This is a genomic window from Enterovibrio baiacu (assembly GCF_004120195.1).
Lineage (GTDB): Bacteria > Pseudomonadota > Gammaproteobacteria > Enterobacterales > Vibrionaceae > Enterovibrio > Enterovibrio baiacui.
Genome location: NZ_SCHN01000010.1, coordinates 174111 through 200182, shown reverse-complemented (window position 1 = coordinate 200182; position 26072 = coordinate 174111). Strand labels below are relative to the sequence as shown.

The 26072-nt window shown below is 47.6% G+C and carries 22 protein-coding genes; 10 read left to right on the top strand and 12 right to left on the bottom strand.

The features are described from left to right. Positions 1-148 precede the first annotated feature (148 nt). Positions 149-1315 (top strand): hypothetical protein, encoded by a 1167-nt coding sequence (locus tag EQP46_RS12175; protein WP_129493918.1) that lies wholly within the window; start codon positions 149-151, stop codon positions 1313-1315. Positions 1316-1330: 15 nt separating this feature from the next. Next, entirely contained in the window at positions 1331-1846 is a 516-nt protein-coding gene (locus tag EQP46_RS12170; RefSeq protein WP_129493917.1) for a hypothetical protein, read from the top strand. Between the two features lie 114 nt (positions 1847-1960). Here EQP46_RS12170 and EQP46_RS12165 read toward each other — a convergent pair whose 3' ends face one another. Continuing rightward, the gene (locus EQP46_RS12165) at positions 1961-2428 is read right to left on the bottom strand and encodes a hypothetical protein (protein ID WP_129493916.1); all 468 of its coding nucleotides are present in this window, start codon (positions 2426-2428) and stop codon (positions 1961-1963) included. A 28-nt stretch (positions 2429-2456) separates the two neighbouring features. Then, positions 2457-2864 (bottom strand): Arc family DNA-binding protein, encoded by a 408-nt coding sequence (locus tag EQP46_RS12160; protein WP_129493915.1) that lies wholly within the window; start codon positions 2862-2864, stop codon positions 2457-2459. Positions 2865-3229: 365 nt separating this feature from the next. Here EQP46_RS12160 and EQP46_RS24110 point away from each other — a divergent pair, with 365 nt between their 5' ends. The 3 genes from EQP46_RS24110 (at position 3230) to EQP46_RS12150 (ending at position 6106) form a co-directional block, all read left to right on the top strand. Further along, a complete protein-coding gene (locus EQP46_RS24110) occupies positions 3230-3385 on the top strand; it encodes a hypothetical protein (protein WP_161972859.1) in 156 nt (51 codons plus the stop codon). Further along, a complete protein-coding gene (locus tag EQP46_RS12155; RefSeq protein ID WP_129493914.1) occupies positions 3382-4098 on the top strand; it encodes a phage antirepressor KilAC domain-containing protein in 717 nt (238 codons plus the stop codon). Before EQP46_RS24110 ends, EQP46_RS12155 begins: the two co-directional genes overlap by 4 nt. A gap of 145 nt (positions 4099-4243) precedes the next feature. Beyond that, the gene (locus EQP46_RS12150) at positions 4244-6106 is read left to right on the top strand and encodes an AAA family ATPase (RefSeq protein WP_129493913.1); all 1863 of its coding nucleotides are present in this window, start codon (positions 4244-4246) and stop codon (positions 6104-6106) included. 368 nt (positions 6107-6474) lie between these two features. On the opposite strand, the gene EQP46_RS12145 is transcribed toward EQP46_RS12150, so the two are convergent. The 3 genes from EQP46_RS12145 to EQP46_RS12135 all read right to left on the bottom strand — a co-directional run bounded on the left by EQP46_RS12145 (position 6475) and on the right by EQP46_RS12135 (position 7868). Then, positions 6475-6654: a hypothetical protein gene (locus tag EQP46_RS12145; protein WP_129493912.1), complete on the bottom strand. Its 180-nt coding sequence runs from the start codon at positions 6652-6654 to the stop codon at positions 6475-6477. Positions 6655-6995: 341 nt separating this feature from the next. After that, positions 6996-7361, bottom strand: coding sequence for a hypothetical protein (locus EQP46_RS12140; protein WP_129493911.1), 366 nt, complete (start codon positions 7359-7361; stop codon positions 6996-6998). A gap of 81 nt (positions 7362-7442) precedes the next feature. After that, positions 7443-7868 (bottom strand): hypothetical protein, encoded by a 426-nt coding sequence (locus EQP46_RS12135; protein WP_129493910.1) that lies wholly within the window; start codon positions 7866-7868, stop codon positions 7443-7445. A gap of 270 nt (positions 7869-8138) precedes the next feature. Between EQP46_RS12135 and EQP46_RS12130 the strand changes: the two genes are divergently transcribed. Then, complete coding sequence (locus EQP46_RS12130; RefSeq protein ID WP_129493909.1) at positions 8139-9755, top strand: alpha-amylase family glycosyl hydrolase; 1617 nt, start codon at positions 8139-8141, stop codon at positions 9753-9755. A 178-nt stretch (positions 9756-9933) separates the two neighbouring features. Then, positions 9934-11481, top strand: a complete 1548-nt coding sequence (locus tag EQP46_RS12125; RefSeq protein WP_129493908.1) for a glutamate synthase-related protein — start codon at positions 9934-9936, stop codon at positions 11479-11481. Between the two features lie 125 nt (positions 11482-11606). Here EQP46_RS12125 and EQP46_RS12120 read toward each other — a convergent pair whose 3' ends face one another. The 7 genes from EQP46_RS12120 to EQP46_RS12090 all read right to left on the bottom strand — a co-directional run bounded on the left by EQP46_RS12120 (position 11607) and on the right by EQP46_RS12090 (position 20334). After that, entirely contained in the window at positions 11607-12743 is a 1137-nt protein-coding gene (locus tag EQP46_RS12120) for an ABC transporter ATP-binding protein (protein ID WP_129493907.1), read from the bottom strand. A gap of 9 nt (positions 12744-12752) precedes the next feature. Beyond that, on the bottom strand, positions 12753-14396 hold the full coding sequence (locus EQP46_RS12115; protein ID WP_129493906.1) for an alpha-glucosidase: 1644 nt from the start codon (positions 14394-14396) through the stop codon (positions 12753-12755). A 7-nt stretch (positions 14397-14403) separates the two neighbouring features. Then, complete coding sequence (locus tag EQP46_RS12110) at positions 14404-15234, bottom strand: carbohydrate ABC transporter permease (protein WP_129493905.1); 831 nt, start codon at positions 15232-15234, stop codon at positions 14404-14406. Between the two features lies 1 nt (position 15235). After that, positions 15236-16156, bottom strand: coding sequence for a carbohydrate ABC transporter permease (locus tag EQP46_RS12105; RefSeq protein ID WP_129493904.1), 921 nt, complete (start codon positions 16154-16156; stop codon positions 15236-15238). 61 nt (positions 16157-16217) lie between these two features. After that, positions 16218-17480, bottom strand: a complete 1263-nt coding sequence (locus EQP46_RS12100; RefSeq protein WP_129493903.1) for an ABC transporter substrate-binding protein — start codon at positions 17478-17480, stop codon at positions 16218-16220. A 29-nt stretch (positions 17481-17509) separates the two neighbouring features. Next, positions 17510-17872 carry a hypothetical protein gene (locus tag EQP46_RS12095; RefSeq protein WP_192545505.1) on the bottom strand — a complete coding sequence of 121 codons (363 nt, stop codon included), beginning with the start codon at positions 17870-17872 and terminating at the stop codon, positions 17510-17512. A 479-nt stretch (positions 17873-18351) separates the two neighbouring features. Next, positions 18352-20334 carry a replication initiator protein RctB domain-containing protein gene (locus EQP46_RS12090; RefSeq protein ID WP_129493901.1) on the bottom strand — a complete coding sequence of 661 codons (1983 nt, stop codon included), beginning with the start codon at positions 20332-20334 and terminating at the stop codon, positions 18352-18354. 1378 nt (positions 20335-21712) lie between these two features. Here EQP46_RS12090 and EQP46_RS12085 point away from each other — a divergent pair. From EQP46_RS12085 to EQP46_RS12075, 3 genes are all read left to right on the top strand, one after another. After that, on the top strand, positions 21713-22921 hold the full coding sequence (locus tag EQP46_RS12085) for an AAA family ATPase (protein WP_129493900.1): 1209 nt from the start codon (positions 21713-21715) through the stop codon (positions 22919-22921). Between the two features lie 3 nt (positions 22922-22924). Further along, entirely contained in the window at positions 22925-23890 is a 966-nt protein-coding gene (locus EQP46_RS12080; RefSeq protein ID WP_129493899.1) for a ParB/RepB/Spo0J family partition protein, read from the top strand. A gap of 85 nt (positions 23891-23975) precedes the next feature. Beyond that, complete coding sequence (locus EQP46_RS12075) at positions 23976-26060, top strand: tRNA(Met) cytidine acetyltransferase TmcA (RefSeq protein WP_129493898.1); 2085 nt, start codon at positions 23976-23978, stop codon at positions 26058-26060. The last annotated feature ends 12 nt before the right edge of the window (positions 26061-26072 follow it).

Sequence of the window (26072 nt, the reverse complement as noted above, 5' to 3'; positions counted from 1 at the left end):
GAAGGTTGAACAATAAAAATAGTGCAGAGCCTCGAATAAAGCCACATACAAAGCCATACACAATGCCGACAAATGCCTAACTACCATGACATAACTAAGGTTAACTGATAAGATTATGCAAAACATTTTTTATTGGCTAGGTGGCACCGTGAGTAATATCGATCTTTCTGAAAAGGGCCTCATCACATTCTTCGACTTGGAGAAATGTGGGTATTATCGTATTCGTCAAAACGCTGATGGGGAGCCTTATGATATTGATGTTGACGATATGCTTAAGAGGTTAAATGATTGGTTAGTTGGAAAGCGGTTTCAAAATACTGTCCCATGGGGCGATACTGGTAGTGCTTTTAGTAAAATATACTGCCAGAGCTATTATCGAGACCCATCTTCTGGAGACTTTGTCTTAGTCCTCATAAAATCTGTGGGCGCAGAAAATGGTGGCGTTAAAGGTATAAAGTTTGACTCAAATGTTGATTCAGATTCCAATGATACGGTCACATCTGCCGATGGTATAAATGCCCGAGAAGTAGCATGGGGACAGGTGATGTACTATTGGTTTATCCCAGAATTGAATGTACTTGCATCCATAAAATTTAGAGATTCTGTCTGTGATATAAACGGACTATCAAAGTACGTTCGTGAATGGGTAAAATATCGATGCAATAAGCACGTCGGTGAAATTAAGGAAACTAGAAGAGAAAGGGCTGATGGACAGACCTCGGTATTTGTCCAGAGAAAGCACTACAGGTGTGAATCTGGTGCTAAAGATAATTTTTCTTTCGTTTTCAAATTTTTAGCAAAACAGCTTAAACAAAAAACTAAAGTTGATGACTTTACGAGCCTACAATCGAAGGTAACCCACTTAGTGTTTCGATCAACCATTAGTGCAAGTTCAACTGATCGCAGAAAGTATGCGAAACTAATGGATAAATTCCTCCCTAAATTTGGCTTCTGTGCTCCTAAAGTGGATAGTGGTAAAGTTTCAGAGACTAGGCATTACGAGGTAATTGTTGAAGAGTTCCCTTCCTACACCGAGCTAGAAGAAATATTCAAACAGTACAATGAAGATTATGATGAATTTAATCTTTGGGACAATGTTGGATTGAAGTTTAACGGTAGAAGTAACGACACCGTCTGGCTAGATAAGTATGTAGTAAAGAGTGAAATTTCAATGCCTGAAAAGTTGGCTGACAAAGACACCTATTCTGCGAATCAGATTATGCAAAAGCTTTTAGCCAATAGAAAAGAGCTACTAAGCAAGGTAAACAAACAAGACGCTACTGACACTAGCGAAAAAAGAAAGAAAAACAGTTAAAATGGCCAAAATATCATGAACCTAAAAACAACAGCAATCGTAATAGCTTTATCATCAGTTGGTGTTTTTTTGCTTCTGGATAACCTAAATGCAAACATTTCCACTGACGGAATAAAAGACTTTGTGTCGGTCCTTCAAAATGTATCCGCAATGATATTTGCGATAGTTGGATTGTGGGTATCTTCTACCTACCCTACGACAGTTACTAGTCTCACACAAAGAAGCGATAAAGTTAAGAATGGTGATTTTGGCGAAAACACCAAGCGATTAGAATTACTAGTTACAGTGCTCGTTGTATCTGCAGCTGTGATGGCTAGTTTATTGATTTTCCAAGCCGCAAAAATGATACTACCTGGACTAATAGATCTGAAACCGCATCTATTAACTTTAAAATACATTAGTGTATCGATCTTATTCGGTTTAGGTGCATGTCAGTTCATGGCTGTGATATATGTAATAGTCATAAATGTTACATATATCAATGACTTATATAAAAAAATTCATAACAAAGACATCGATGACCAGTTTTAATCGACCTCTATAAGTAAACAGCATTACTTAAAAAACAACTATAGATATTTCTTATCCGAATCGCATCGCTCCAGCCTCGTCTTCGCAGGCTGGATGAATCAAAGAAAACGCCAACTAGTCTTTAACGGCGTGCTCTCCGACATAATAAGCCATCTCCTTTGGGCTCAAATCCTTATCGTTCCAAGATTTTGCAATTAATCCCTCTTCATCAGGACCTTTTTCGCTTCTGTAGGTGTAGATGTATAACTCGTTGACTTTATTTTTGATGTAGAGACGGGTATCCATATTGATAAAGGCTGAATTAAGCTCTGTTTCTATTGCGTCTTTGACGTACCTGGAAGCATCCCTCAACGGGTCGTGGGCATCCCAGATATTTTCAGCGTCAATACCTTCAACCTCCATTGAAATCATCATGTAGATGTGAAATTCCCCGTCGACTTTTTCAGTCTTTAAAATGCAGTATTCCTTGGGGTCTTCGTAGTCCGTTAACTTGCTAACAACAGCCTCAGCCCTACTTACATCGTGGAATAAGAAGTAGTAGAGGTAACCAAACAACAAGAAAACTGCGATGTTTCTTTTCACTGTTTCAATTCCCTTCGGCAGTGATACGTCAGAACGCTAGCACCACGTTGCCAGAATCAAAGGTGACTGTATACCCCAACCCCTCAAGCCTCGCCTTCGCAGGCTGGAGAATCTTCTCTTCCATCTCTGCGCTGATGGCATCAAAGCAGGTATCCACGGTCACTTCCGCTAGGCCCTGACGAGCCATTCGTGAAACTTCTTCCAGGCACTTGGCGACGAGCGCTGCTGAACCATCTTCCAACGCGTGTTTAGCCAGCTTTTTCGCATCAGCGGCAGAGAGCTCGCCGGTTGGGGTGGTGGCAGACAGAAGGCTTTTTTCTAGGCGATGGACAAGTTCGGCATTCATCGAACGCCCGCTTTCAGTCGCCTCTTTCTGGATACTTTCTTTTGTTTCAATAGGTAACCTCAGCAGTATCTGAGGGTCATTTCTCGCCATGATAAAACTTCCTTAAGATGATTTGATGATAATATATCACCGTGATATATCTGCATGATATCAGAGGTATGTATGTCGCAAATATCTAAGTCCAATATTCAAGTCTGCCTTCGATTGCCAGCTCATTTAAATGACTGGCTGGAAAATCGTTCCAAACAAAACATGCGTTTTCGACACAACGAGATGCTGTTTATCTTCGAAAGTTTGAGAAAAGCGGAAGAAACCAAGAAGAGATAAGAAAGGGAGAGCCCCAAGAGCTGTAACTCCTGAGGCCCTATGTCAACACCCTAGTACTAGTAGGAGAATCGACATGTCGACTCTAACAAACAACCACTTGGAAATCCAAAAACGATATCAATCGCCTGTTGGCTCAGGCCAATGCGCTTATTGACGTTCTGTGCGTCGAAGACCAATACCGCACCATCGATACCGCCACCCTATCCAATGCACTTTGGCTGTTAAGCGATCGCATCACCGACATCGACCATGCTTGCCAACAATTGTTCAAGGAGGCCGCATGAACGTCATCCCTTTCCAGTTCCAGCATGAAAATATCCGGGTAATAGAGCAGAGCGGTGAAACCTGGTTTGTAGCAAAGGATGTTGCGTCAATTCTTGGCTACAGCAACCCTCGAGATGCTGTAAATCGGTACTTCAAAGAGGGGCGTGAAACACGACTTCCTACAAATAGCGGTGAACAGCTTGCAAAAATAATCCCCGAGCGCGACGTCTACCGTCTCATCATGCGGTCCAAATTACCTGAAGCGGAGAAGTTCGAAGACTGGGTGGTGTCAGATGTGCTGCCCTCGATCCGAAAGACCGGCAACTACAGCACAGCTGACCTCTCCCGTATGTATATCCTCAAACTAGCCATGCAGGCCGAGGAAGAGAAACTGAAGCTTCAAGCCCAAGTGGCAGAGGACAGGCCCAAGGTTGAGGCCTATCACCTCATCGCGGATAGCCAAGGCTCGCGTTGTATCACCGATGCCGCCAAGAGCCTGCAGCTGCAGCCCAAAGCCCTCTTCGCTTGGCTGGCTGCGAATCGCTGGATATACAAACGTCCGGATGGAAAAAGCTGGATTGGTTATCAAGACAATCTCCAACGGGGATTACTGGAGCATAAAGTGACGACGGTCAATCAAAGGACCGTTGAGCAAGTGCGTGTGACATCTAAGGGGTTGGTGGTGTTGGCTGAGAGGTTGGCGCCGGGGAGTTTGGGGATGTTGGCGAGGTAGTTGTAGTGGGTAATGTTTAGGCATTACCTCTTCATAAACTCTACAAAAGCTATAACTACTCCAAAAATATGTACATCCAAAACTGAAACTGGGCACTCTAAATGGTAGCCTCACAGCATCATCGACTTTAGGCGACTCTCTGAGCATGAAAACAACGAATAGAATATCGAAAATTGCAATTTCTGAGGCCAGCAATATTATTCCGTCAGATTGGTACTTATATCAAACTAAACAGATAAACTGTTTCATAGGCGCTAATAACTCAGGGAAAAGCCGCTTTATCAGGAACCTATCAAGTATAGATTTTGATCGTTTCAGTTTTGAATACGACTATCTTTCCACTCAGAAACTACTTGAACTAACTAAAGCAGAAACAATCAAGCCGACAGCAAGAACACACTTATTTAAATTTGAAATCAATAGGCTGTCAGGAAGATTCTTTGCTTCCTTACTAGAGGAAGTAGTTGAAAAAAATCCAGCGATGAAAATCCATGATTTAAAGGGACTTGTGTCAGCAGCGATAGAGCAACACTTCCGAAGAACCAACAATGTTGTCAATTTAAACGAAGTCAGCGAATCCAAGAAAGAAGCAGAGGCGATTATAGATAGAGCTGTTTCAGTACTTATCTCAAGTGCCAAACCAACTGTGGAACATGATCTTTCACATCTAAAATGGGAACGGCTCTACATCCCAACTCTTCGTACACTTCGACATGTCGCTAGCGAAGATATCCTTCTAACCCGGACTAAAAGTGACTATTTTGGTGAACCAGCTATTGATACTCCGAAAATCTTCACGGGCCACAGTCTGTATGAGGATCTGAAAAAACACCTCCTTGGCTCTCACGAACAACGCAGAACAGTGAGAGAGTATGAAGAGTATTTATCACGCAGTTTCTTCTTTGGTCAGCCGATCACCATTGTCCCTCGTATTGACGCAGACGTTGTTTATTTTAAAGAAGGTGACAAACAAGAGCGACCTATTTATGACCTTGGTGATGGTATTCAGTCCATCATCGTGCTGACCTTTCCGGTCTTTATGGCTGAAAAACCGACCATGTTCTTCATCGAGGAGCCGGAGCACTATCTCCATGCGGGACTACAAAGAACTCTCATTGAAACACTGGCGAGTTTCGAAGAACACATGTTCTTCATGACAACACACTCCAATCACTTCCTTGATATAGCACAGGAAAGAGACGATGTTTCAGTTCAGCATGTTCGTAGAGAGGGTGATGAAACGATTATCAGCCCTTCAACAAAACATGCGGAACTGCTTACAGACTTGGGCGTAAGGGCATCATCCGTCTTGTTGGCGAACTGTTCTATATGGGTAGAAGGCATTACAGATAAGCTTTATCTCAGAACCTACATTGAAAAGTATCTTCAAGAACTGAAGTCAAAAGATAGCGAGCGTGAAGCCAAGCTTCGTAGCTACCATGAAAATCTCCATTACGTCTTTACTGAATATCAGGGCAGTAATATCACGCATTGGGACTTCGGTGATGACCTAGAGTCTAATAGTCAAACGCCTGCAAGAAAGCTATCCAACAACATCATGCTGATTGCTGACGCTGATATTGATGGCAAAGGTGACAGAACAAATCAGCTTGAAACGGCATTGGGCGATAACTTTGAGCTGTTAGAGTGGAAAGAAATTGAGAACTACATCCCTCACAACATACTCATTGATACGGCCAAGAGAAGATGGGATACATTCAATGGAAAAAAGGAATCAACCATTGAACGCTTTAGCAATATCCAAGAAGGTATTTTTGAACACGAGACTCATGGCATCGGTCGGATTCTCGAACGGTATGTAGATAAAAAGCCCACTAGCCTGGAGCGAAAGTTCTATAGCGACGACTCAGGCACTATCAAAGACAAGGTTAAGTTCTGCCGCACTGCAGTTGAAATTATGAACGATCCGGAAACACAGTGGGAGTTAACGCCTCAATTGAGTAGTCTTTGTGAGAAGATTTGGGATTTTATTGAGAAGCACAACTAACTGAATCATTTACAACCGTAACAGCCATCCCAACAAGCCGACGCGATACTTGGCCATGAGGCGAGATTGGATTAATTGGAAGGCTTTAGGGGCTCACTGATGTGAGCCCTTTGGGGACCGAAAACTACGACCCATATACCGGAGAGGGACTCATTTTTGATGTGTCTGAGCTCATCACTTACACTTTTTACTATTCTGCGTCTTCGTTTGTTGGCTGAAATTCAGTCCACCAACCAATATAATTACAATCTGCACAGATTAGGTCTTGTGTATCTTGCCCCATAATTTTCTCTTTATGAGGTGTAGAAGTAGAACCACATTTCGGACATACGGCACCTGCTCTTTTCATATATAGCCTCTGTTGTTATTTACTGTTGTTCCTGTTTTTTCGAATATTCAGGCCAGTCACGACCAAAACCTGACTTACCACAATCGTTACAGACATAGTCACCAGTAGCTGAACCTAAGTGGTATTCTTTAGACAGTTGAGAATGAGAACAATTAGGTACATCTTTTTCTTCTACATCTTGCATTTGCGTTGCTTTCATTAGATACCTCCAAATCAAAATTGATATAATACTGTGCGTATATAAATACATTTATGAAGGTATAGATAAAACATCGTTCCCATCGAGAACATGCAAACCTATTAGCAGGCAACTCAGCCATTTAGCTCAAGCCTACCGCCCTTCCCTTCTCGGCACGCAACACGTCATCACTGTCTAAAATTGCTGACCTGAATGTACCACAAAGCGAACAAACCGAGACTTGATTTCGATCGCTTGGGAGTTCGTTTGAGGAGGTTTTTTTCATAGAAATCGGGCGGTTGCAGATTTTGAGGGCTGGCTGCGCGGGGCAGCCTGAGACTAGAGAGATGACAGCATCAGTATTAGCTATAAGGAGAAAGTTCTATTTCTTGGCAAACCGCAAAAAATACAAAATCAGCAGAGCCTACATGGAACCTGTATATCGGAAAACTTAGGTCTTTTAACGCATTCGCCCCCTTTTCCCAAAGTACCTCACTTTGTTCGAGTTCATCCATCGAATGGATGAACTCGACACTAAAATCAAGGCACATCCATGGCGGTTCGTCGGTGAAATCAGGTTGATAACTCATAGATAGAAGACCTATGAGTATCACACTTTCAGTTTTATCAGGATACCAACTGAACCCTATCTCGACGGTATTGGCTTCGATATCAATAGCTACCTGATAAACACTAGAACGCTTGAATCGATCTACATCAAAATTCATATGCTTTACCTAACATTGACATGATGAGTACTCCCCAGCCCCATAAAAACCTCCTCAAGGGAGTTGTGTGCGCGTAATAGGCTAAGCCGCACCTGGTACACTACGAACATCAAGATATCTCTTTCCTTGATAGTCCATTGTGTTAAACACACCTAACAACTCTAGACCTTTTGTCCCACCGCATCGCCTCATAAATCCCTGCAACTCTTGTTGGTTATCATGCATGAACACGCCTATGTTGACGGGCTCATCACACACCGGAATATTTATGAGGGCGAACTTGTCATAACCATATAGGGCTGCCACCTTTGCCGCTCGATAGACATATTGAGAAACGGTATGGGCTTCAATTTCGTCGCTCTTGGGTTTCCCTATCATTTCCAGTTCTTTACTCAAAGACCCTAGTGTTTTATTTGAGCATTGGTCTATTGAGTCGCTCTCTGACGTGCTGGAACAACCAACAACGACTAATAGGAATCCAACCAAAATCAAGCGATGCACACCCATAGTTACTCCATTATGTCGCGATAACAGGCATCTCCCAGCCCAGAGGTTCAGCTTAAGTGATTAACAGATGGTGTGCAAAGTAGGCTCTTCGTGGCGATTTAAACAAGTTTGGCTTGGCATACTCGAAGGAAAATATTCCCTTAAATATTAGAAGATTAAAAATGTGTAACATTTACACTGTAAACCGAAAGTCCACATAATAAACCACCAACATGGTGCACTCTTGCGCTACGCTATGATAGTTAACTCGCTATGAAATTAAGAAAAACAATGAAACTAAATGCATCGCCCATCCTCTACCACATTTACGTTAGAAGTTTCTTTGATAGCAATGAAGATGGCGTTGGCGATCTTGATGGAATCAGAGAAAAGCTGGACTACTTCGCGTGGTTAAACGTCGATGGCATTTTGCTGTCTCCCATTTTTGAATCCCCGTTGAGCGATTTTGGGTATGACATTACCAACCTCAGTGCGATCAACCCTGAGTACGGTGATATGTCGACGTTCAAGGCGCTGGTGGAAGAGGCCCGAGCAAGAGGCATTGCAGTTTTTCTGGATTTCGTGGCGAATCACACCTCGAGTAAACACCCTTGGTTTTTAGACAGTGCCAGCAGCAAAACCAGCGAAAAAGCAGATTGGTACATCTGGTCGCCCGCGCGGGCAGACGGTACACCGCCAAACAACTGGCTCACCATTTTCGGGGAATCAGCATGGCGCTGGCACCCTACCCGCGGTGAATATTATCTCCACAACACCTTGAGTAATCAGCCCGACTTAAACTACCGCAACCCCAATGTGGTTCGTCAGTTGATGAAAGACGTGCGCTTTTGGCTCGACACCGGCATTACAGGGCTTCGCCTTGATTCCGTGAATCTGTTTTTACATGACGATAAACTGCGCAATAACCCACCACGCCACTTAGGTTGGCAAGATGAAGCCAGAAGCGATCCTTATCGTTATCAAAGCCAGCGCTACAACATCAGCCGTCCTGAGAATATTCATTTGCTCAAACAATTACGGGTGATTGCGGATGGGTATGATGAGAAGAAATGGCTACTGGGATCATTGAGTGACCCTTCCCCGTATGCGGTGATTGATCGCTACACCAGCGAAGGGGATGCCCTTGATGCCGCCAATATTTTTGAATCACTGAGCCTTTGCCAAAATGTACAACAAGTGGGCGAGCAATTTACCGCGTTCTTTAATGCTGTTCATCCAGGGATAGGTTGCTGGGGATTGGGAAATCACGACATTGCACGCACGGTGTCTCGCTGGCAGCATGCGAACAATCAACCTGCGGCGGCGAAAATGCTGCTGACTCTGCTTTGTTCACTGCAAGGCGTGATCAGCATTTATCAAGGTGAGGAACTCGGTTTGCCCGAGGCGCATGTTTCCCCGTCTGATCGCAAAGATTTGTTTGGGCAGCAGGTGATCGCTAACTATGTAGGACGCGATGGGTGTCGCACGCCTCTCCCTTGGAAAGAAAATGCTCCCTTCTTTGGATTCAGCACTCAATCACCATGGCTCCCCATTGATGACGAGCACAAGGCGTTTTCCATCGATGCGCAGCAGCAAGACCCCCACTCAACCCTCAATTTCACCCGTGAAATGCTTGCTTGGCGACAACAACAACCTGCATTGTGCGAAGGCAGTTGCCGAATACTGGCGTTCAATGAAGCACTCATGGTGTTTGAACGCCACCACGCCTCGCAAACCTTGGTGATTGCCATCAATGGTTCAAACCAAGATGCCACAATCCGCCTCAATTTACCGAGCCCAGCAACAACATTGCCTCTGCCACATATGCAGGTTGCGCCACCAACACAAAATGACGCATTGCACCTCGCACCTTGGCAGGTTTGGGTAGGTGAGCTTCATAGCAACTAGTTGTTTATTCAAGCATTGGGTTCTTGAAAATAACCCATTCTAGGGGGTACTAATTTAGATAAAGCTCATTATTGAACACACCAAAACAGGAACATACAGCCATACTGTTATCACCAAGCACTCTAATAAATTAACAAGCTTGGACACTGGAAGTAATGTCATTCAAAAGGAGCAAGTGATGACAGACCCTGTCGTGTTTGATAACAAACCCATAAAAGTCGACCTCGAAAAAGGCAAAGAGTATTACTACTGTCGCTGTGGTAAATCAGCCTCTCAGCCCTACTGTGATGGCTCCCATGCTGGCACTGGCATTACGCCGCTCTCCTACAAAGCAGAGAAAGATGGCGAAGCCTATTTCTGCGCCTGTAAACACTCCGCCAACATGCCATTTTGTGACGGCACCCATACCCGCTATACCGATGATGATGTGGGTAAACCTGCACCAGAAGTGATCGTTACCGACGCCGCCACACAACCTGCTGCGAAAGCGACCAAAGAAGAACCGAACGTCGAGCTTATCCACCAGCTTGCGAAAGATGGTCTTACCAAATTTGGTCATCATGGTCCTATGACGTCGATGGGTGTGCCGCGCTATCAATTGCCTGAATGGGATCAAATCCAGATCATGGTGGCGCAAATGGCGGCGAAGCCATTACTCGATGATGCCCCGGTCGGCACAGAGTTGGTGATTGGCCCAAATGCGAAAAAGCCGCTGACATTGAAAACGCCACTGTTTGTGTCTGACATGAGCTTTGGTGCGCTGTCTGAAGAAGCGAAAGTCGCGCTTGCAAAAGGCGCAGAGTTAGCAGGTACCGGCATTTGTTCCGGTGAAGGTGGCATGCTGCCCGAAGAGCAGGCAGCAAACAGCCGTTATTTCTACGAGCTTGCCAGTGCGGAATTTGGCTACAACAAGGACTTGATGAAAAAAGTCCAAGCCTTCCACTTTAAAGGTGGCCAAGGCGCAAAAACCGGCACAGGCGGTCACCTTCCTGGCATCAAAAACAAAGGGAAAATCTCTCAAGTGCGCGGCATTGCCGAAGGCACAGATGCGATTTCGCCTTCAACGTTTACGGACATGAAAACCGCGGCGGATTTTGCGCGTTTCGCGGATGATGTAAGAAAAGAAAGTGGCGGCATTCCGATTGGTTTCAAACTCAGCGCCAACCACGTTGAGCGCGACATGGCGTTCGCATTGGAAGCGGGTGCTGACTACATCATCCTTGATGGTCGTGGCGGCGGTACAGGTGCAGCGCCTGTGATGTTCCGCGATCATATCAGTGTCCCAACCATCCCTGCGTTAGCGCGTGCCCGTCACTTCCTTGATTCGCAAGGCGTTGACGGCGTAACGCTCATCATCACGGGCGGTTTACGTGTACCGAGTGACTTTGTGAAGGCGCTGGCATTGGGTGCAGACGGCATTGCGCTGTCCAACAGTGCAATGCAAGCCATTGGCTGTGTGGGCGCGCGTATGTGTAACTCCAACATGTGTCCATCAGGCATTGCCACGCAAGACCCAGAGCTTCGTAAACGCATGAATGTTGATGTGGGCGCTGAGCGCTTGCAGAACTTCTTCAATGCCTCCACGCATTTGATGCAGGTTATGGCGCGTGCGTGTGGACATGATCATCTCAGTAAGTTCGTGGTTGATGATCTGGCGACGTTCCACAAAGACATGGCTGAACTCACAGGAATCGCGTATTCCGGCGTGGCACCACGATCACGGTAATGAGCCAACAGTAGATAAAAAAGAGGCAGGGATCGTCCCTGCCTCTTTTGTTTTTTGGATCTTCGCGTTAGTTATCTCGCCCAAGGATCCTGCCGTTTAGCCAGCCATCCGCATTGCGCGAACCTTTATTCGCCACCCACCAACAGCGACGGTTTGGTTTCACCCACCACGGAACGTGGATAGGCGTTACCGTCTTTGTCGAACAAGTGGCAGTAATCCGCAGGAAACTCGATACAACGTTTATCACCGGCTTTGATGGTGGTTTGCCCTTCCACACGGATAACAACAGGTTCGTTGCTCTGTGGCGTGCTGAAGTACATCAGGCATTCGTTACCCAACTGCTCCACCACGCTCAGCTCAACGCCGCCTTCTTGAATCGCATCCTTTTCACCAAACTGAATGTGTTCTGGGCGAATACCGATCACCGTAGGGTCACCCACTTTGGCATCGCGCGTATCCGCCGCCACTGTAATTTCTTGTCCACGGTGAATTTGCACACGCGTCATCGTTTCGCCGGTTTCCACGATATCTGCCGTCAAAAAGTTCATTTTTGGCGAGCCGATAAAGCCGGCGACAAAGGTATTTGCAGGATGATTGTAAAGCTCTAGCGGCGATCCCACTTGCTCTACACGTCCCGCATCAAGCACCACGATCTTGGTCGCGAGTGTCATGGCTTCGACTTGATCGTGCGTCACGTAGATCATCGTCGCCCCCAAACGCTCGTGAAGACGCGCGATTTCCATGCGCATTTGCACACGCAACGAAGCATCCAAGTTCGACAATGGCTCATCAAACAAGAAGACTTTTGGCTCACGCACAATCGCACGGCCAATGGCCACACGTTGACGCTGACCGCCCGACAACTCTTTCGGTTTACGCTCAAGCAAAGGTTCAAGTTGCAGCGCTTTCGCCACGCCCATCACTTTGTCTTTCACCGCATTGGCGTCTGTTTTTGCCAACTGCAGGCCAAACGCCATGTTCTCGTAAACCGTCATGTGCGGGTACAGCGCGTAGGACTGGAACACCATGCCGATGCCGCGCTCAGGCGGTGGCAAGTCGTTACAGACTTGACCATCAATGCTCAACACACCTTCAGTGATGTCTTCCAAGCCTGCAATCAAACGAAGAAGCGTTGATTTACCACAACCAGATGGCCCAACAAACACCACGAAATCACCTTTGTTGATGTGCAAATCAACATCTTTGGTGACATGGACTTTGCCGAACTTCTTATTCACTTTATTTAAAACTACCTCAGCCATAATGCATCCTTACCCGGTTGAATCTGTTGCAAATGCCGCCTGATAGGGCGGAACGCTAACCTTCTCGTTGCTAAGGTCGAAGGTGAAACCATGCCCATCCAAGGCGCGCCAAGTGCCTTTCGGGAGCGATACCGTCATCGGCGCATCAGACAAATTGAGCACCACCAGAACGCGAGCGTTATCGGGCGATTGGGTGTCTGTGCGGACAAATTGCAGCCCTTGATCATTGGCCTTCACATCACTGATGTCGCCTTGCACCAACGCAGGGTGCTGCTTGCGCCAACGCAGGAATGTGCGGTAGTGCGCCAGCATGCTGTCACTCAATGTTTCTTGCGCGTCCACTGAGAGCGGCACATGGCGCTCATCAACAGGCAACCAAGGTTGTGCATGGCTAAAGCCTGCGTTTTCAGAGCCAGCGACCCAAGGGATCGGCGTGCGGCAACCATCACGGCCTTTGTATTCAGGCCAGAAAGGGATGCCATACGGGTCTTGGATCTTCTCAAACGGGATCTCTGCTTCCGGCAAACCAAGCTCTTCCCCTTGATACAAACACACACTGCCGCGCAATGAGGTCAGCAAGGCGAGCAGCACTTTGCCGTAAGCATGCTGATCCGCTTCGTTTTCCCCCCAACGGGTGATGGCACGCACCACGTCGTGATTAGACAGCGCCCAACACGGCCAACCATCGCCAATCGCAGCTTCAATGTTCTCAATCACCGACGCCAAGTAAGCCGGTGTGCGGTGCACATTCAGCAGGTCGAAGGTGTACGCCATGTGCAGCTTGTCGTTGCCGCTCGTGTACTCCGCCATCAATGCCAGAGGATTGTCGTCACCGATCTCCCCGACGGTCGTGATGTCGTCATATTGGTCGAGCAACTGACGCAGCTTTTTCAGGAACGACAAGTTTTCAGGTTGTGAAATGTCGTATTGGTGACGCTGCATGGAGTAAGGGTTGGTCCCCGGAACACCCAATGATTTGGCGTCCCCCTCTGACAGAGGCGGGTTATCGCGTAGCTGGCGATCGTGGGTATAGAAGTTCACGGTATCGAGTCGGTACCCATCCACGCCGAGATCAAGCCAGAACTTTACCGTCTCCAACAAGTGCTCAACCACTTCAGGGTTGTGGAAGTTCAGATCTGGCTGACTGACCAAGAAGTTATGAAGGTAGTACTGTTGACGGCGGCTTTCCCACTGCCACGCACACCCACCAAAGATGGATAACCAGTTGTTTGGCGGTGTCCCATCAGGCTTGGGGTCAGCCCAGACATACCAATCTGCCTTCGTATTATCTTTGCTTTGACGGCTTTCTTGAAACCATGCGTGTTCATCCGAGGTATGACTCAACACTTGGTCGATCATCACTTTCAAACCAAGCTCGTGCGCCACCTTGATCAGCGTTCTGAAATCATCCAAGGATCCAAACAGCGGATCCACGTCGCAGTAGTCAGAGACGTCATAGCCAAAATCTTTCATTGGCGAACGGAAAAAGGGCGATAGCCAGATCGCATCGGCCCCCAGCGCCGCCACATACGGAAGTTGCTGGGTGATCCCCGGCAAATCCCCGATGCCATCTTGGTTAGCATCGCTAAAGCTACGTGGGTAAATTTGATAAATGACTGCCCCGCGCCACCAAGGCAATTGTTGATCTTTCATGTTTTATTTATCCCTTAACTGCGCCTGCGGTGAGGCCAGATACAATGCGTCGTTGGAACACCAACACCATGACGATGAGTGGAACGGTCACGATAACGGAAGCTGCCATGATGGTGCCCCACGGCAATTCGTACTGACCCGCACCCGAAATAAGCGCGATGGCGACAGGCACGGTGCGCTGTTCGTTGGTGAGTGTGAAAGTGAGCGCGAACAAGAATTCGTTCCACGCCGCGATAAACGCCAACAGGCCCGTAGTGACCAGTGCTGGCCACAACAGCGGCATCAATACTTTGACGATAATCTGCCACGGCGTCGCACCATCAACGATGGCGGCTTCTTCAAGTTCAAGCGGCAATTGCTGCATGAACGTGGTGAGCACCCACACAGTGAACGGCAAGGTGAAGATCATGTAAGCCAGTGCCAACCCCGGCATGGAGTTATACAGCCCCATCGCACGGATAAGCTCAAACAAGCCTGACAACACGGCCACCTGCGGGAACATCGAGACCCCTAGAATGGTCATCAATACGACGTTTCGACCACGGAAGCGAATGCGGCCTAGCGCGTAAGACGCCGTCACACCCAGCAACAAGGAGATCGCCACCACCACGGTCGACACCATGACTGAGTTCAGTAGATTTCGCCCAAACGTGCCGCCAGAGAAGACGTTGGCGTAGTTCGCCCAGTCAAACACAGACGGGAAGTATTCCACTTCAAACAAGGCAGATCCTGACTTGAATGAGGTGACAATGGCGTAATAAAACGGGAAGACGGAGAACAGCACAATGGCTGCAACCAAGAGGTAGAACCCGACTTGCCAATACCATTTCTTCGACATATTAAGAGCCCTCATTCATGCTTTTGCGCCCAACGTACAAATACGCAATGGTGCACAGTGCAACGATTAGGAAGAGAAGCGTTGAGGCCGCGGAGCCGTAACCCACGTCTTGGAAATCCACCAAGTTTTGCCGCGCGTAAATCGACATCGACATGGTTTGTTCATTGGACGGTGTGAGCACATAGATCAAATCAAACACCCGCAACGCATCCAAGGCACGGAAGACCACGGCAACCATCACGGCTGGCATGATGAGTGGCAATGTGACTTTGAAGAACACTTTAAGCGGATGAATGCCATCGATTTTGGCGGCTTCGTAGCAGTCAGACGGCAGCATTTGCAGCGCAGCGAGGATAAGCAGCGCCATGAACGGCGTGGTTTTCCACACATCCACCGCAATCACCACGTTCAGAGAGAGATCACTGTCAGCAGTCCAAGCAAGCGGTGCGGCGATCAAGCCCAGGGTCATGAGGAAGTCGTTCACGATCCCGAATTGATCGTGCAGCATCCACCCCCACATTTTGGCGGAGACGATGGTAGGGATCGCCCACGGCACCAACACTGCCGCACGCACCAACCCTTGTCCTTTGAACTTGGTGTTGAGCACGAGCGCCACAATGATGCCTAGCATGGTCTCCAAGCTGACAGAGACAATGGCAAAGTAGAGGGTGTTCCACACCGCTTGCCACCATGTCGGATCAACCAAGATGCCGTAAAATTCGCCGTCTTCGTAAATCAGGTAGTTATCAAAACCAATAAATTCAGCAACGCCGCTGCCATCCAAAGTCGCGTTGGTCAAACTGAACCAAAACGTTCTTAGCAATGGCCAGCCTGCCACCATAGCGAGCGTAATGAGCATTGGCGCTAGAAACCACCAGGCGGCGCGTACGCGTTTTCGCGTGAGTGCGCTGGTCTGTTCCATATAATGTCCTTTTGAATAGCGCCATCAAACGCTCAGCGCGTTTGATGGCTATAACGAAGAATTACCAGCGACCGCCGCGGCTAATGCGCTTCAGATCTTTCTGCAGTTTGGTCAAAGCCGCATCGGCATCCGTACGCCCTGACAACACGCCATGCGTGGCGTTCCAGAATGCGTTTGACACTTGGTTGTACTTCGCTCCCGTTGCAGACGACGGACGCGGTGTGCCGTTTGCAAAGGTGGTGTACAAGCTGCCAAAGAATGGCACTGCGGTCAGGACTTCTTCGTCTTGGTAAAGCGCTTCAATGGTTGGGTTATAAGAACCTACGATTGCGCGGCGCTTTTGCTCTTCAAAAGAGGTGAGGTAAGTCACGAGGCTTGCAGCCACGTCAGGGTTTTCAGAATATTTGGACACAGCAAGCTGCCACCCTCCCAAGGTGCCAGCATGGCTGCCGTCTTCACCGCCTTTTGGCAGTGCAACAACACCGATCTTGCCTTTCACAGGGGAGTCTTCGCTGTTGCCCAGCGACCATGCATACGGCCAATTACGCATGAACACAGCGTTACCGGTTTGGAACACACCACGCGCTTCTTCTTCGCCGTAGTTCAATACGCCTGGAGGGGAAATGGTATCAACCCACCCTGCCGCCGTGGTGAGTGCTTGTTTCGCACTGTCGTTGTTGATGGTGATCTTGCCTTTCTCATCAACAATGGTGCCACCGTTATAAGACGCTACCCACTCAAGGGCATCACAGGTCAACCCTTCATAAGCACGGCCTTGCCATACAAAGCCCCACATTTTGTCATTGCCCGCTTCACGCTCGCCGCTCATCACTTTTTCGGCCGTAGTAGTCAGTTGTTCCCAAGTAACAGGCGGCGTTTCGCCATACTTTTCGAGCAGATCAGTGCGGTAATACAGTACACCAGCATCGGTGAACCAAGGCATGGCGACAAAGCGATCTCGCACTGTGTTATTCGCCACGATGGCAGGGAAGTGCGCGTCTTGTGCGCCATTGGTGTATTCGGTTAGATCGATAAAGTGATTACCCAGAATACCTGGCCAAATCACATCAATTTGGAAGACGTCGATGTCTTTGGCACCCGCAGCAAGAAGCTGCTGATAGAGCGCAAGACGTTCAGTGGTCGAGTTAGGGGTTGTGACGATTTTAGCGGTGTGGCCAGTTTCCTTTTCCCACGCAGCAACACCTTGTTGACACAGTTCAAGCTCCTGCCCAACCGCACCACATGAGATAGAAACTGTTTCCGCTTGCGCACTAAAGCTCAAAAAAGTTGAAGCAACAACAGCTCCGAAGATCGAACGTTTCATGGATAACTCCCTGTCGGGTCATCCCGGCGTTACCCTTTCTTTTCCGCTTGCCAACGAGAAGATGGTACTTCCAGCTCAGTCATCTTGTCTGGTGAAGCACTGTCGCCTTGGCGGAGAGCAAAGTCTGGGTAGGGCTTTCGACCGATCAACCACCCGACCGGAACGGACGAGTATAGGGGGTTATCAAGCAGAACACGTTGTGCATTAGGGGTGTCATCAGGCACATGAAACAAAATCCCTTGATCGGCGATTTTGAGCACTTGATGCCAACTGTCGTACCCGTGCTGACGCGCAACACACTCCAACGCCTGCATATGAGAACAATGCAAGAGACGCTTTTGTTGTTTAGCTAACCGCTTGAAATTTTTAATGTCAGCGGCTGACGGGACCATGGATGCCACAGTGTTCCTTAAGGATCATTGACCGGTGAAAATACGCACGCAGCGGCCCACTCACAGCACACATCCCTTCCGGGGTGACAACCAAATTCTTGAATTTTTAGGGTGGTAGATATTGCGTGCGCTTTGCCACGTGGGCGGCAAGTCGATATCTGCGACTCAGAATGAAACGCTATCACCGCATTAACATATTTGCAATATATCGATGAGAGCTGGATCACTCGCTTAAAAATTAATTTATCAGTAGTGAATTCGACTGAAATTTGAACAGCTATTTAGGCAGCATTCCTGAATGACAGGCAAAAAAAACGAGCCGGAGTAGGCTCGTGAAAGGGTTAGCAAAATGTGCATCGGGTGGGAGCCCGGATGCCAATAGGACAAAGGTATCTATTCGCTAATAATCCTAGTAGGCTGGCCGTGCGCACATGTCAGCGTTTTGTCAACGCTTGGTCATTTTATCTAACCCTTTTGTCTTATCCTCCGGCAGCCACTTCGTCTAAAACGGCCAACACGGTGCCATCTAAATGGCCATCAAATACCTGACGACATACCTTACGACGTACGGCCAAGCCTGAGATTAAGCGCTCGATCGACAAATGCCCCGCTTCGTTTTGGCTGTTGTAAAACTCGATCGTGCGGCTCAAGGTTTCGTATGACATGATTTCGCCATCCACACGTAACCAATCCAATTTGTCCATGTAGCTTTGACATTCTTCAGTAATGGTCGCCGCAGGGTGCCCTGTCATGGCTGACAATGCCGTAATACTGCGCTGCATCGCCTCGGGGGAGGTGTACTTCGACAAGGTGATCGTCAGTTCATCAGCATTGATCTCAACCAGGTGCTTACGCAGCTTAACGCGGCGCCCTAAGCGTCCTCCCCGCTTTTCTTTACGCTGAATTGGTTCGAATTCACCGTCAATGATCTCGGAAAGCTGATCAAGGTCTTGCTTCGGCATGATCTCATTGCGAAGAGGGTTTGGCATGGTCGGTGCCAAAGATCGTTTTCCTTCGTTGTAGGTTTTAGCACGAGAAAAACGGATCACCTCATCCACATTACATTTGATGTCCAAACGGTAATCTGGGTGTTTCTTATCATTGTCGAGTTGATACACGGTTAAGTGATAACCCCACAAGTTCACCGCAAACACATCCTCGGTTTGGGTTTCTTTTTTCGCCAGTTTTCGCAGCTCTCTGATCAAATCACTCGAAAAACGTCGCCATTCGATGTTTCTCGCCATTTTCTGGTTCAGGTCGCTCAATGTCATGGAATCTTCCAATCGACGCGATAGGCGGCTTCTGAAGAGGCTATAGAGCTGGAATACCAAGGTATGCTGGCGCAAAATCTCTGGTGGGAACAAGAAAAAGTAGTCTCGCGTCATCAATTCTTCGAAAAATGACGGTTCCCAGACCAGGATGTACAAATTCGGCTTAATACGAATTTCGCCATCTTCACCTTCACGTGGTGCTTCTTCCGACGCAGTGATGGTGCGGGCAATAAAGCGAAAACGATCACTTTTAAAACCTTCAGGCATGTTTTCACTCAACCAGCGCCCTGTCAGTTCATGAAGCTGGAAGTCCGTAAATTCAATACGGTCGATACTTTCACGGATGGAATCACGGGCTGGACCGCTGTCCTTTTTGCCACGTAACGACAGAATATCAGTGATATAGACGGGCGTTTTATTTCCCACTTTCTGCGTCTGTAGCTCGTAGTTTGGCAAATGATGATCATGGTACTGCACGGTCAACGTAAACAGTGCAAACAAGGTCATCAGATCATCAACGGTCATGATCGACTTTGACGATCGTGTTTCGATGATCGCTTTAGTGCCGCTGATCGCCACCATCGATTTTTGATAACTCTTTTTCGTTCTTGGCGGAGCAAGCGCTTGGTCGATGATCCCGGCCCAACTGGTCGGCGCGATCACGATATGATCTTTCTCATCTTGCATCGACGGTGGAATGCCCAAACCATGCTCGCTAAGCAGCTGCTTATTGACGTGATTTTGTGCCAATGCTTTGGAACGCTTTTGCTTTTCCATCACCTTGGTTTTTTCAGATTGCAGGCCCGCAGAGCCTAGCACTGAGATCAACTGACTTGGGTTAACAAAACGGTGCAGCATGGTTTTGCCCGCCAAACCCTCTTCGAATCGGACACCTTGTTGTGTAAACAAACCTATCTGTACCGCCGCTCTCAAACGTTGCTGAATGGCAGCGCGGGTTAATTGCCCTTCCGTTGCCTCAACAAGCTCGGTGGTTGAAACGACACCGTCTTTTGAAGCGAAGCCTCGAAGTGAGATAAGGTTAAGCAATTCAAGAATACTTTTGGTGACACCACGGAAATGCTCGTACTGGGGTAACCAATCGATCAATTGCGCATGTACTTCAAAAAGGTGACCATCCTTGTGCGATCGTGGTGCGGGGATCAGAATTTTTTCCGAGGGACTTGAGGCCATCTTGCCACAGCTCCTTGTTAAGCCTGTAAAGTTATCAGAATACATGTGGCCGTAAATGAGCCATCTTTCCGAGAAGATTAATAGAAAAAAAATAAGAAAGAAAGATCTTTTTTATTGTTCCCTTTTAACTGATCTTTTTGATTAAGTATGATCTTACTGATTATATGATCTTATGATCTGGCCGTTCGCGATGCTATAAGTGATTGATAAATGTTAATTAAAAATAGAGCGCTTTCGAAAGCATGATCATGTTAAACATGGAAAGATGATCATTAAACGCATGAAAGCATGATCATTAGAAGCCTGAAACGATGATCATCAGAATATCGAAAACGTGATCATCGAACCGCCAAAAGCATGATCATGGCAACTGCACATGTTATCCACAAGCCAAAATAATAACTTCGCCCTCCCCTGCCCTCTTATGTGCTTTTATCCGGTATTTGGCCTTGGATAAATGATCAAGAGAACGTCTTTTTGACCATGTTTCCGCCTTTAAAGCGCATTATTCCAGCAAGGTACATATAGGCTGGTGGCCGAAGCCAGTCCATTTACACAAGTTGAAACGACAACCAACGTATTTTAGACGGCACACAATATGTGTCCGATGCCCGAAACAATGATCAAGTGTGTGTCTCTGCATTTCAATATTGTCATATGAACATGAGTTCGAGCTTCATCTTTACCCTCTTTTCATTGAGTTAAGCCCATAGATCCAGTATTGAAAAGGCATGTACCGTAATTTCGTCGGGACTCAATATCGTTCCGGCGCGATTTATCCTCTCCATTTCACCGTTATTTCCCTTGATCATTTATTCGGGCTAATAGGATCGTCGAATTCTATGAAGTGTTGAAATTTTGTGCGCATTAACACCTTGATCATTCATCCATTAATCCGGTTTTGGCTTGGAAAGATGATCAAGGATAGGCGAGGAGTGATTCGCAATGTAAATCTTAGAAAGTACCGCTCTCTTGATCATCGTTTCGGAAAGATGATCAAGTAAAGGGATAAACTCGCTTTACCCTCCCCTTTTCACTGTAAGCTTTTCACGTTATTTATTTTGTACTGGTGATTTTCAGCATGATCGCTAGTTGAATCGACAACGTCCGTAATTTAGCGCGTTCTTATCACTGTTCCGGGGAAAGTGCGTAATTTTTAGCTTCAATATCGGTTTACATTGTAAAAAGGTGACGCTGTAACACTTTAAATCTGCCATTTTACGCCATGACAAAGTCACATAATTTTGTCGAATTTTTTCAAGGCTTTGTCATAAAGTGAGCGCCGTCTTACTTTTTATGCAGCACGTTCAGCTTTTTATTGTGCGTTCTGTAAAGTGCTGTACAATTAATTTAATTCTCTTTTATGGCGAAAAGAAAAATGAATAGGGAAAAGACGATACAAAATCTGCAATCTATTGCAGAGCAAACCAAGCAGGTTCAAGCTGACCGCATTGAGATTGTGATGGAAGAGCGTCACGATCAATTGTTCCCACCTATGTCTAAAGCGTTGATGGAAACACGTTCTGGGTTAACCCGACGTAAGCTTGATGAAGCGATCAGCCGCATGGAAGAAGCGGGTCATCAGTTTACTAAGAACAATGCAAACCATTACTCGATTACCTTAGATGAAGCTCACCAGATTATGGAAGCGGCAAAAATGCCTGCTTTTCATCAAGGTAAAGGTGCAGGGCATAAGCCTTGGGTTATCAATATTCAGAACCAAAAAGGTGGTACGGGTAAATCCATGAGTGCGGTTCATATGGCTGCTTGCATGGCATTGAACCTCGAAAAGCGCTACCGCATTTGCTTGATTGACCTTGATCCACAGGGCTCTTTGCGTCTTTTCCTCAACCCTATGATCAGCGTTAACGAGCAAGAGGGCATTTACTCTGCGGTGGACGTGATGTTGGAAAACACGCCACAAGACGCTGATAAAGAGTTCATGATGAAAAATGTTCTCTTGCCAACCCAATACCCGAATTTGAAAACCATTGCAGCCTTCCCAGAAGACGCAATGTTTAACGCTGAAGCATGGCAAAATCTGGCGACAAACGGCTCGTTGGATGTGGTTCAGTTGCTGAAAGAGAAAGTGATCGACACGATTGCTGACGAGTTTGACATCATCATGATTGATACTGGCCCACACATCGATCCATTGGTGTGGAACGCCATGTACGCGTCGAATGCTTTGATCATTCCGTGTGCGGCAAAGCGCTTGGACTGGGCATCTACCGTGAATTTCTTCCAGCATTTGCCAACGGTTTACGAAATGTTCCCTGAAGATTGGCCTGGTCTCGAGTTTGTTCGCTTGATGCCAACCATGTTTGAGGACGACAATAAGAAGCAAGTGTCGGTGCTGACGGAGATGAATTATCTGCTGAGTGACCAAGTCATGATGGCCACCATTCCTCGTAGCCGTGCATTTGAAACCTGTGCTGATACCTACAGCACTGTGTTTGATTTGACCGCGCAAGACTTTGAAGGCGGCAAAAAAACCTTATCTACCGCACAAGAAGCGGTTCACCGTGCAGGGCTGGAGCTAGAACGCGTGCTTCACAGCCATTGGTCGCAGCGAAATCAGGAGTGATAAATGGCGATTAAAACTTCAGAATTGAACGCGCGTCTGTTCGGTAAAGCAGATAAACGACGTGCAACCACCGCGCAAGAAGCGCAAAAAGCAGCCTCAGAAAAAGCGGCGGTGATTGAGCTTTCTGTTGCTGGCGAAGCGACGGTTGAATTTGAACTCGTGCGCGTGGCAGCAGGGGACGTGGTTTCTCGTACGTCTGTGTTTGCAGAAAATGCCCGTGAACAATCGTTTCTAAACGAACTCGCGTTATCCGATATTTTGGTGACCTTGAAAGACCGTGGTCAGCAATATCCTGCGGTTGGTCGTTGGTTAGACGATAACAAGATTGAAGTGCTCGACGGTAGCCGTCGTCGCATGTCGTGTATTTTGGCGAAACAAGACTTCCTGGTTTACGTCGCCAAGGGCATTAACAGCAAGCACGCAAAATTCTTGTCTGATGTCGCCAACGCGCATAAACCGCTTTCTCTGTTTGAGCGCGGTAAAGAGATGCAAGCCATGCTTGATCGCGGCGATGTGCTCGATCAAAAAGAGCTGGCGAAGGTGTGTCAGTGCAGTGAAGCGCTGGTAAGTGGTGCGCTTAAAGCGGCTTCTTTGCCATTGCCTGTACTTCAAGCTTATCCAAGTGTTGCTGAGCTTGGCCGTCCGACAATCGTGAAACTTCACCGCTTGTTCTTTTCGCTGAGTCATGACGAGCAATCTCAGCTTCTGACGAAGCTCGGCGAAGCGCCACTTTGGCAAACGGTTGATGCCCATGGTGTGAGTCGTATAACCCGTGAAGTGACGATCATTATTGAAGATTGGCGTGAATCACTGAAGCCTTCAGTGAAGAAAGAGTCGCCGGCAACGGATCTGATTAAGGGGCGTGTTAGCTACCGCCGTAAAGGTGATGCATTGTCGATCAACCTTAAAAAGATGAGTGATGATGATGCGCAAGCCATTCTGGATTTTATTGAATCTCGACTTGGCTGAGTACAAAACAGCGAACCAAACTAAACGTGCCTGACGGCACGTTTTTTTTTGCTTGTCTCTTGGATACGGTATGATGAAAAGGTAGATGACAACCTTGGCCATGACCGTGACTCCAAACGAATTTCTTCAATCGCTTCAAGAAGCCGCAACAAAACGTGTGGTTCGATATCCTGTTTTTGTTGCTGGCGATGAGGCTTATCTTTCCAACTTTTTGGCGTTAGCATCCCCGTCATTGATTGTGAGTGATGTATTGCCTGACGCAACGCCTTGGAATCAGGTGAAGCGTTTATTGGGGCAGGAAACGCACTCTCTCGCGCTTGATATTCGCCAAGCCCTCGATGTCGAAAAGTTGTGTGCCGTGGCTGGATGCGTTCGTGGCGGCGAGTTGGTGTATTTTTTGGTGGATGGTGAAGAGGGGATAAGTGAAAGCCGCTTCTACCAACGTTTTCGAACCTTCTATCACCATGCTGATGCAGCGACGCTTATTCAACAAAAAAGTCAGCACGTAAGCCAAACCGAAAGCATGACGCTTCCTCAATCCCTGTCGTTCTCTGGGCACGGTCCTGAATACACCTCGTTGTTTACGTCAGAGGGCATGACACACGATCAGCAATTGGCCGTGGATGCCATCAAGCAAGTTCTCAAAGGTCATCGTCGTCGCCCTGTGCTTATCGTCGCTGACCGTGGTCGCGGCAAGTCTTCAGCCATGGGCATCGCAGCAAAACAGATGTTGTCGTCTGAGGTAAAGACGGTGTTGGTGACAGCACCGTCGATCGCGAATGCAGAAACCCTGTTTCAACATGCGCTACTGGGCGGTGATTGCACGAGGGCCAACAAATACTTGGTGACGTACAGCAATGGCAGCCAATTAAAGTTTGTTGCACCTGACGCCTTGCTTCAAGATACACCAACATGCGATTTGCTCTTGGTTGATGAAGCCGCTGCAATACCTGTTCCCATGCTCAACCAAATGTTGGCAAGCTACAGCCGCATCGGTTTTTCTACCACGGAACACGGGTACGAAGGAACGGGCAGGGCGTTCAGCCTTCGCTTTAGAAACCTGCTCAATGAAAAAGCCAAAGGGTGGAAGGAAGTCACCCTGACTCAGCCTGTCAGATGGGCGCAAGACGATCCGTTAGAACGCTGGCTGTTTGATGCGTTCTTGTTTGACGCGGAGCCCGTTTACCCCGATGACATTGGCGATATTTCGGTGCGACGTATCAACCGTGATGCGTTACTTCAAGACGAAGCGATGCTCAGGCAGTTGTTCAGTATATTGGTGACTGCGCACTATCAAACATCGCCGAATGATTTGCTGCAGTTGCTTGATGACGAATCACTGACGGTGTTTGGGGCGTTTGCCAATGACACTGTGGTCGGCGCGTTGCTCGCTCAGAAAGAAGGCGGCTTTGACGACGCATTGGCGGCAGATGTCGTTGGGGGTAAGCGTAGACTTCGGGGACATTTGTTGGCGCAAAGTCTGGCGTCTCATACCGGCACCGTGGATGCGCTGACATCAGAGTTAGTGCGAGTATCACGTATAGCGGTATTGCCGTCGCTTCAACGACGCGGCATCGGCACCTTGTTGCTGAATGCGACACAGACCCAAGCATCTAAAGACGGCATTGACGTCATGGGAACCAGCTTTGGTGTGACACCTTCTCTTTGGCAGTTTTGGTCATCGCAAGGTTACCTACCTGCACGTTTGGGTATTCAGCGAGATGCAGCAAGTGGAACGCATTCGCTGCAATTGATTAAGGCGCTGTCTGCGCCACCCGCCTGGTTTGATGATATTCAGGCACTGTTTGCCTCTAACTTCTATGCTCAATTGTCAGAGCAATTCCGCCAGCTTGATCCGCGTCTTTCTGCGTTGCTGCTGAATCTCGTCGCGAAGCCTGCCACTTTGTCAGACGCTCAGACTACGCAAGTTGCCCTGTTTGCATCGGGTGCGCTTGGCTATGATCTGGTTACGGGCAGTTTGTCTGCATGGATGGTCTCTTGGTTATCTCGTCAAAACAACACGGCTAAGCTCGAAGAGAAAGGTTGTACCTTGATGGTTGCGCGTGTATTGCATCGACAAGCTTGGGATGCGGTTGCTAATGAGTTTGGGTATCAAGGGCGAAAAGACACGGAATTGGCGATGCGACAGTGGGTCGCACAGCACCTTTAAACAGATAGGGAT

Bases quoted from the DNA above. Each gene is read 5' to 3' on its own strand.
- EQP46_RS12170 (WP_129493917.1), top strand. From the start codon at position 1,331: ATGAACCTAAAAACAACAGCAATCGTAATAGCTTTATCATCAGTTGGT.
- EQP46_RS12160 (WP_129493915.1), bottom strand. From the start codon at position 2,864: ATGGCGAGAAATGACCCTCAGATACTGCTGAGGTTACCTATTGAAACA.
- EQP46_RS12155 (WP_129493914.1), top strand. From the start codon at position 3,382: ATGAACGTCATCCCTTTCCAGTTCCAGCATGAAAATATCCGGGTAATA.
- EQP46_RS12150 (WP_129493913.1), top strand. From the start codon at position 4,244: ATGAAAACAACGAATAGAATATCGAAAATTGCAATTTCTGAGGCCAGC.
- EQP46_RS12145 (WP_129493912.1), bottom strand. From the start codon at position 6,654: ATGAAAGCAACGCAAATGCAAGATGTAGAAGAAAAAGATGTACCTAAT.
- EQP46_RS12140 (WP_129493911.1), bottom strand. From the start codon at position 7,361: ATGAATTTTGATGTAGATCGATTCAAGCGTTCTAGTGTTTATCAGGTA.
- EQP46_RS12135 (WP_129493910.1), bottom strand. From the start codon at position 7,868: ATGGGTGTGCATCGCTTGATTTTGGTTGGATTCCTATTAGTCGTTGTT.
- EQP46_RS12130 (WP_129493909.1), top strand. From the start codon at position 8,139: ATGAAACTAAATGCATCGCCCATCCTCTACCACATTTACGTTAGAAGT.
- EQP46_RS12125 (WP_129493908.1), top strand. From the start codon at position 9,934: ATGACAGACCCTGTCGTGTTTGATAACAAACCCATAAAAGTCGACCTC.
- EQP46_RS12120 (WP_129493907.1), bottom strand. From the start codon at position 12,743: ATGGCTGAGGTAGTTTTAAATAAAGTGAATAAGAAGTTCGGCAAAGTC.
- EQP46_RS12115 (WP_129493906.1), bottom strand. From the start codon at position 14,396: ATGAAAGATCAACAATTGCCTTGGTGGCGCGGGGCAGTCATTTATCAA.
- EQP46_RS12110 (WP_129493905.1), bottom strand. From the start codon at position 15,234: ATGTCGAAGAAATGGTATTGGCAAGTCGGGTTCTACCTCTTGGTTGCA.
- EQP46_RS12105 (WP_129493904.1), bottom strand. From the start codon at position 16,156: ATGGAACAGACCAGCGCACTCACGCGAAAACGCGTACGCGCCGCCTGG.
- EQP46_RS12100 (WP_129493903.1), bottom strand. From the start codon at position 17,480: ATGAAACGTTCGATCTTCGGAGCTGTTGTTGCTTCAACTTTTTTGAGC.
- EQP46_RS12095 (WP_192545505.1), bottom strand. From the start codon at position 17,872: ATGGTCCCGTCAGCCGCTGACATTAAAAATTTCAAGCGGTTAGCTAAA.
- EQP46_RS12090 (WP_129493901.1), bottom strand. From the start codon at position 20,334: ATGGCCTCAAGTCCCTCGGAAAAAATTCTGATCCCCGCACCACGATCG.
- EQP46_RS12085 (WP_129493900.1), top strand. From the start codon at position 21,713: ATGAATAGGGAAAAGACGATACAAAATCTGCAATCTATTGCAGAGCAA.
- EQP46_RS12080 (WP_129493899.1), top strand. From the start codon at position 22,925: ATGGCGATTAAAACTTCAGAATTGAACGCGCGTCTGTTCGGTAAAGCA.
- EQP46_RS12075 (WP_129493898.1), top strand. From the start codon at position 23,976: ATGACAACCTTGGCCATGACCGTGACTCCAAACGAATTTCTTCAATCG.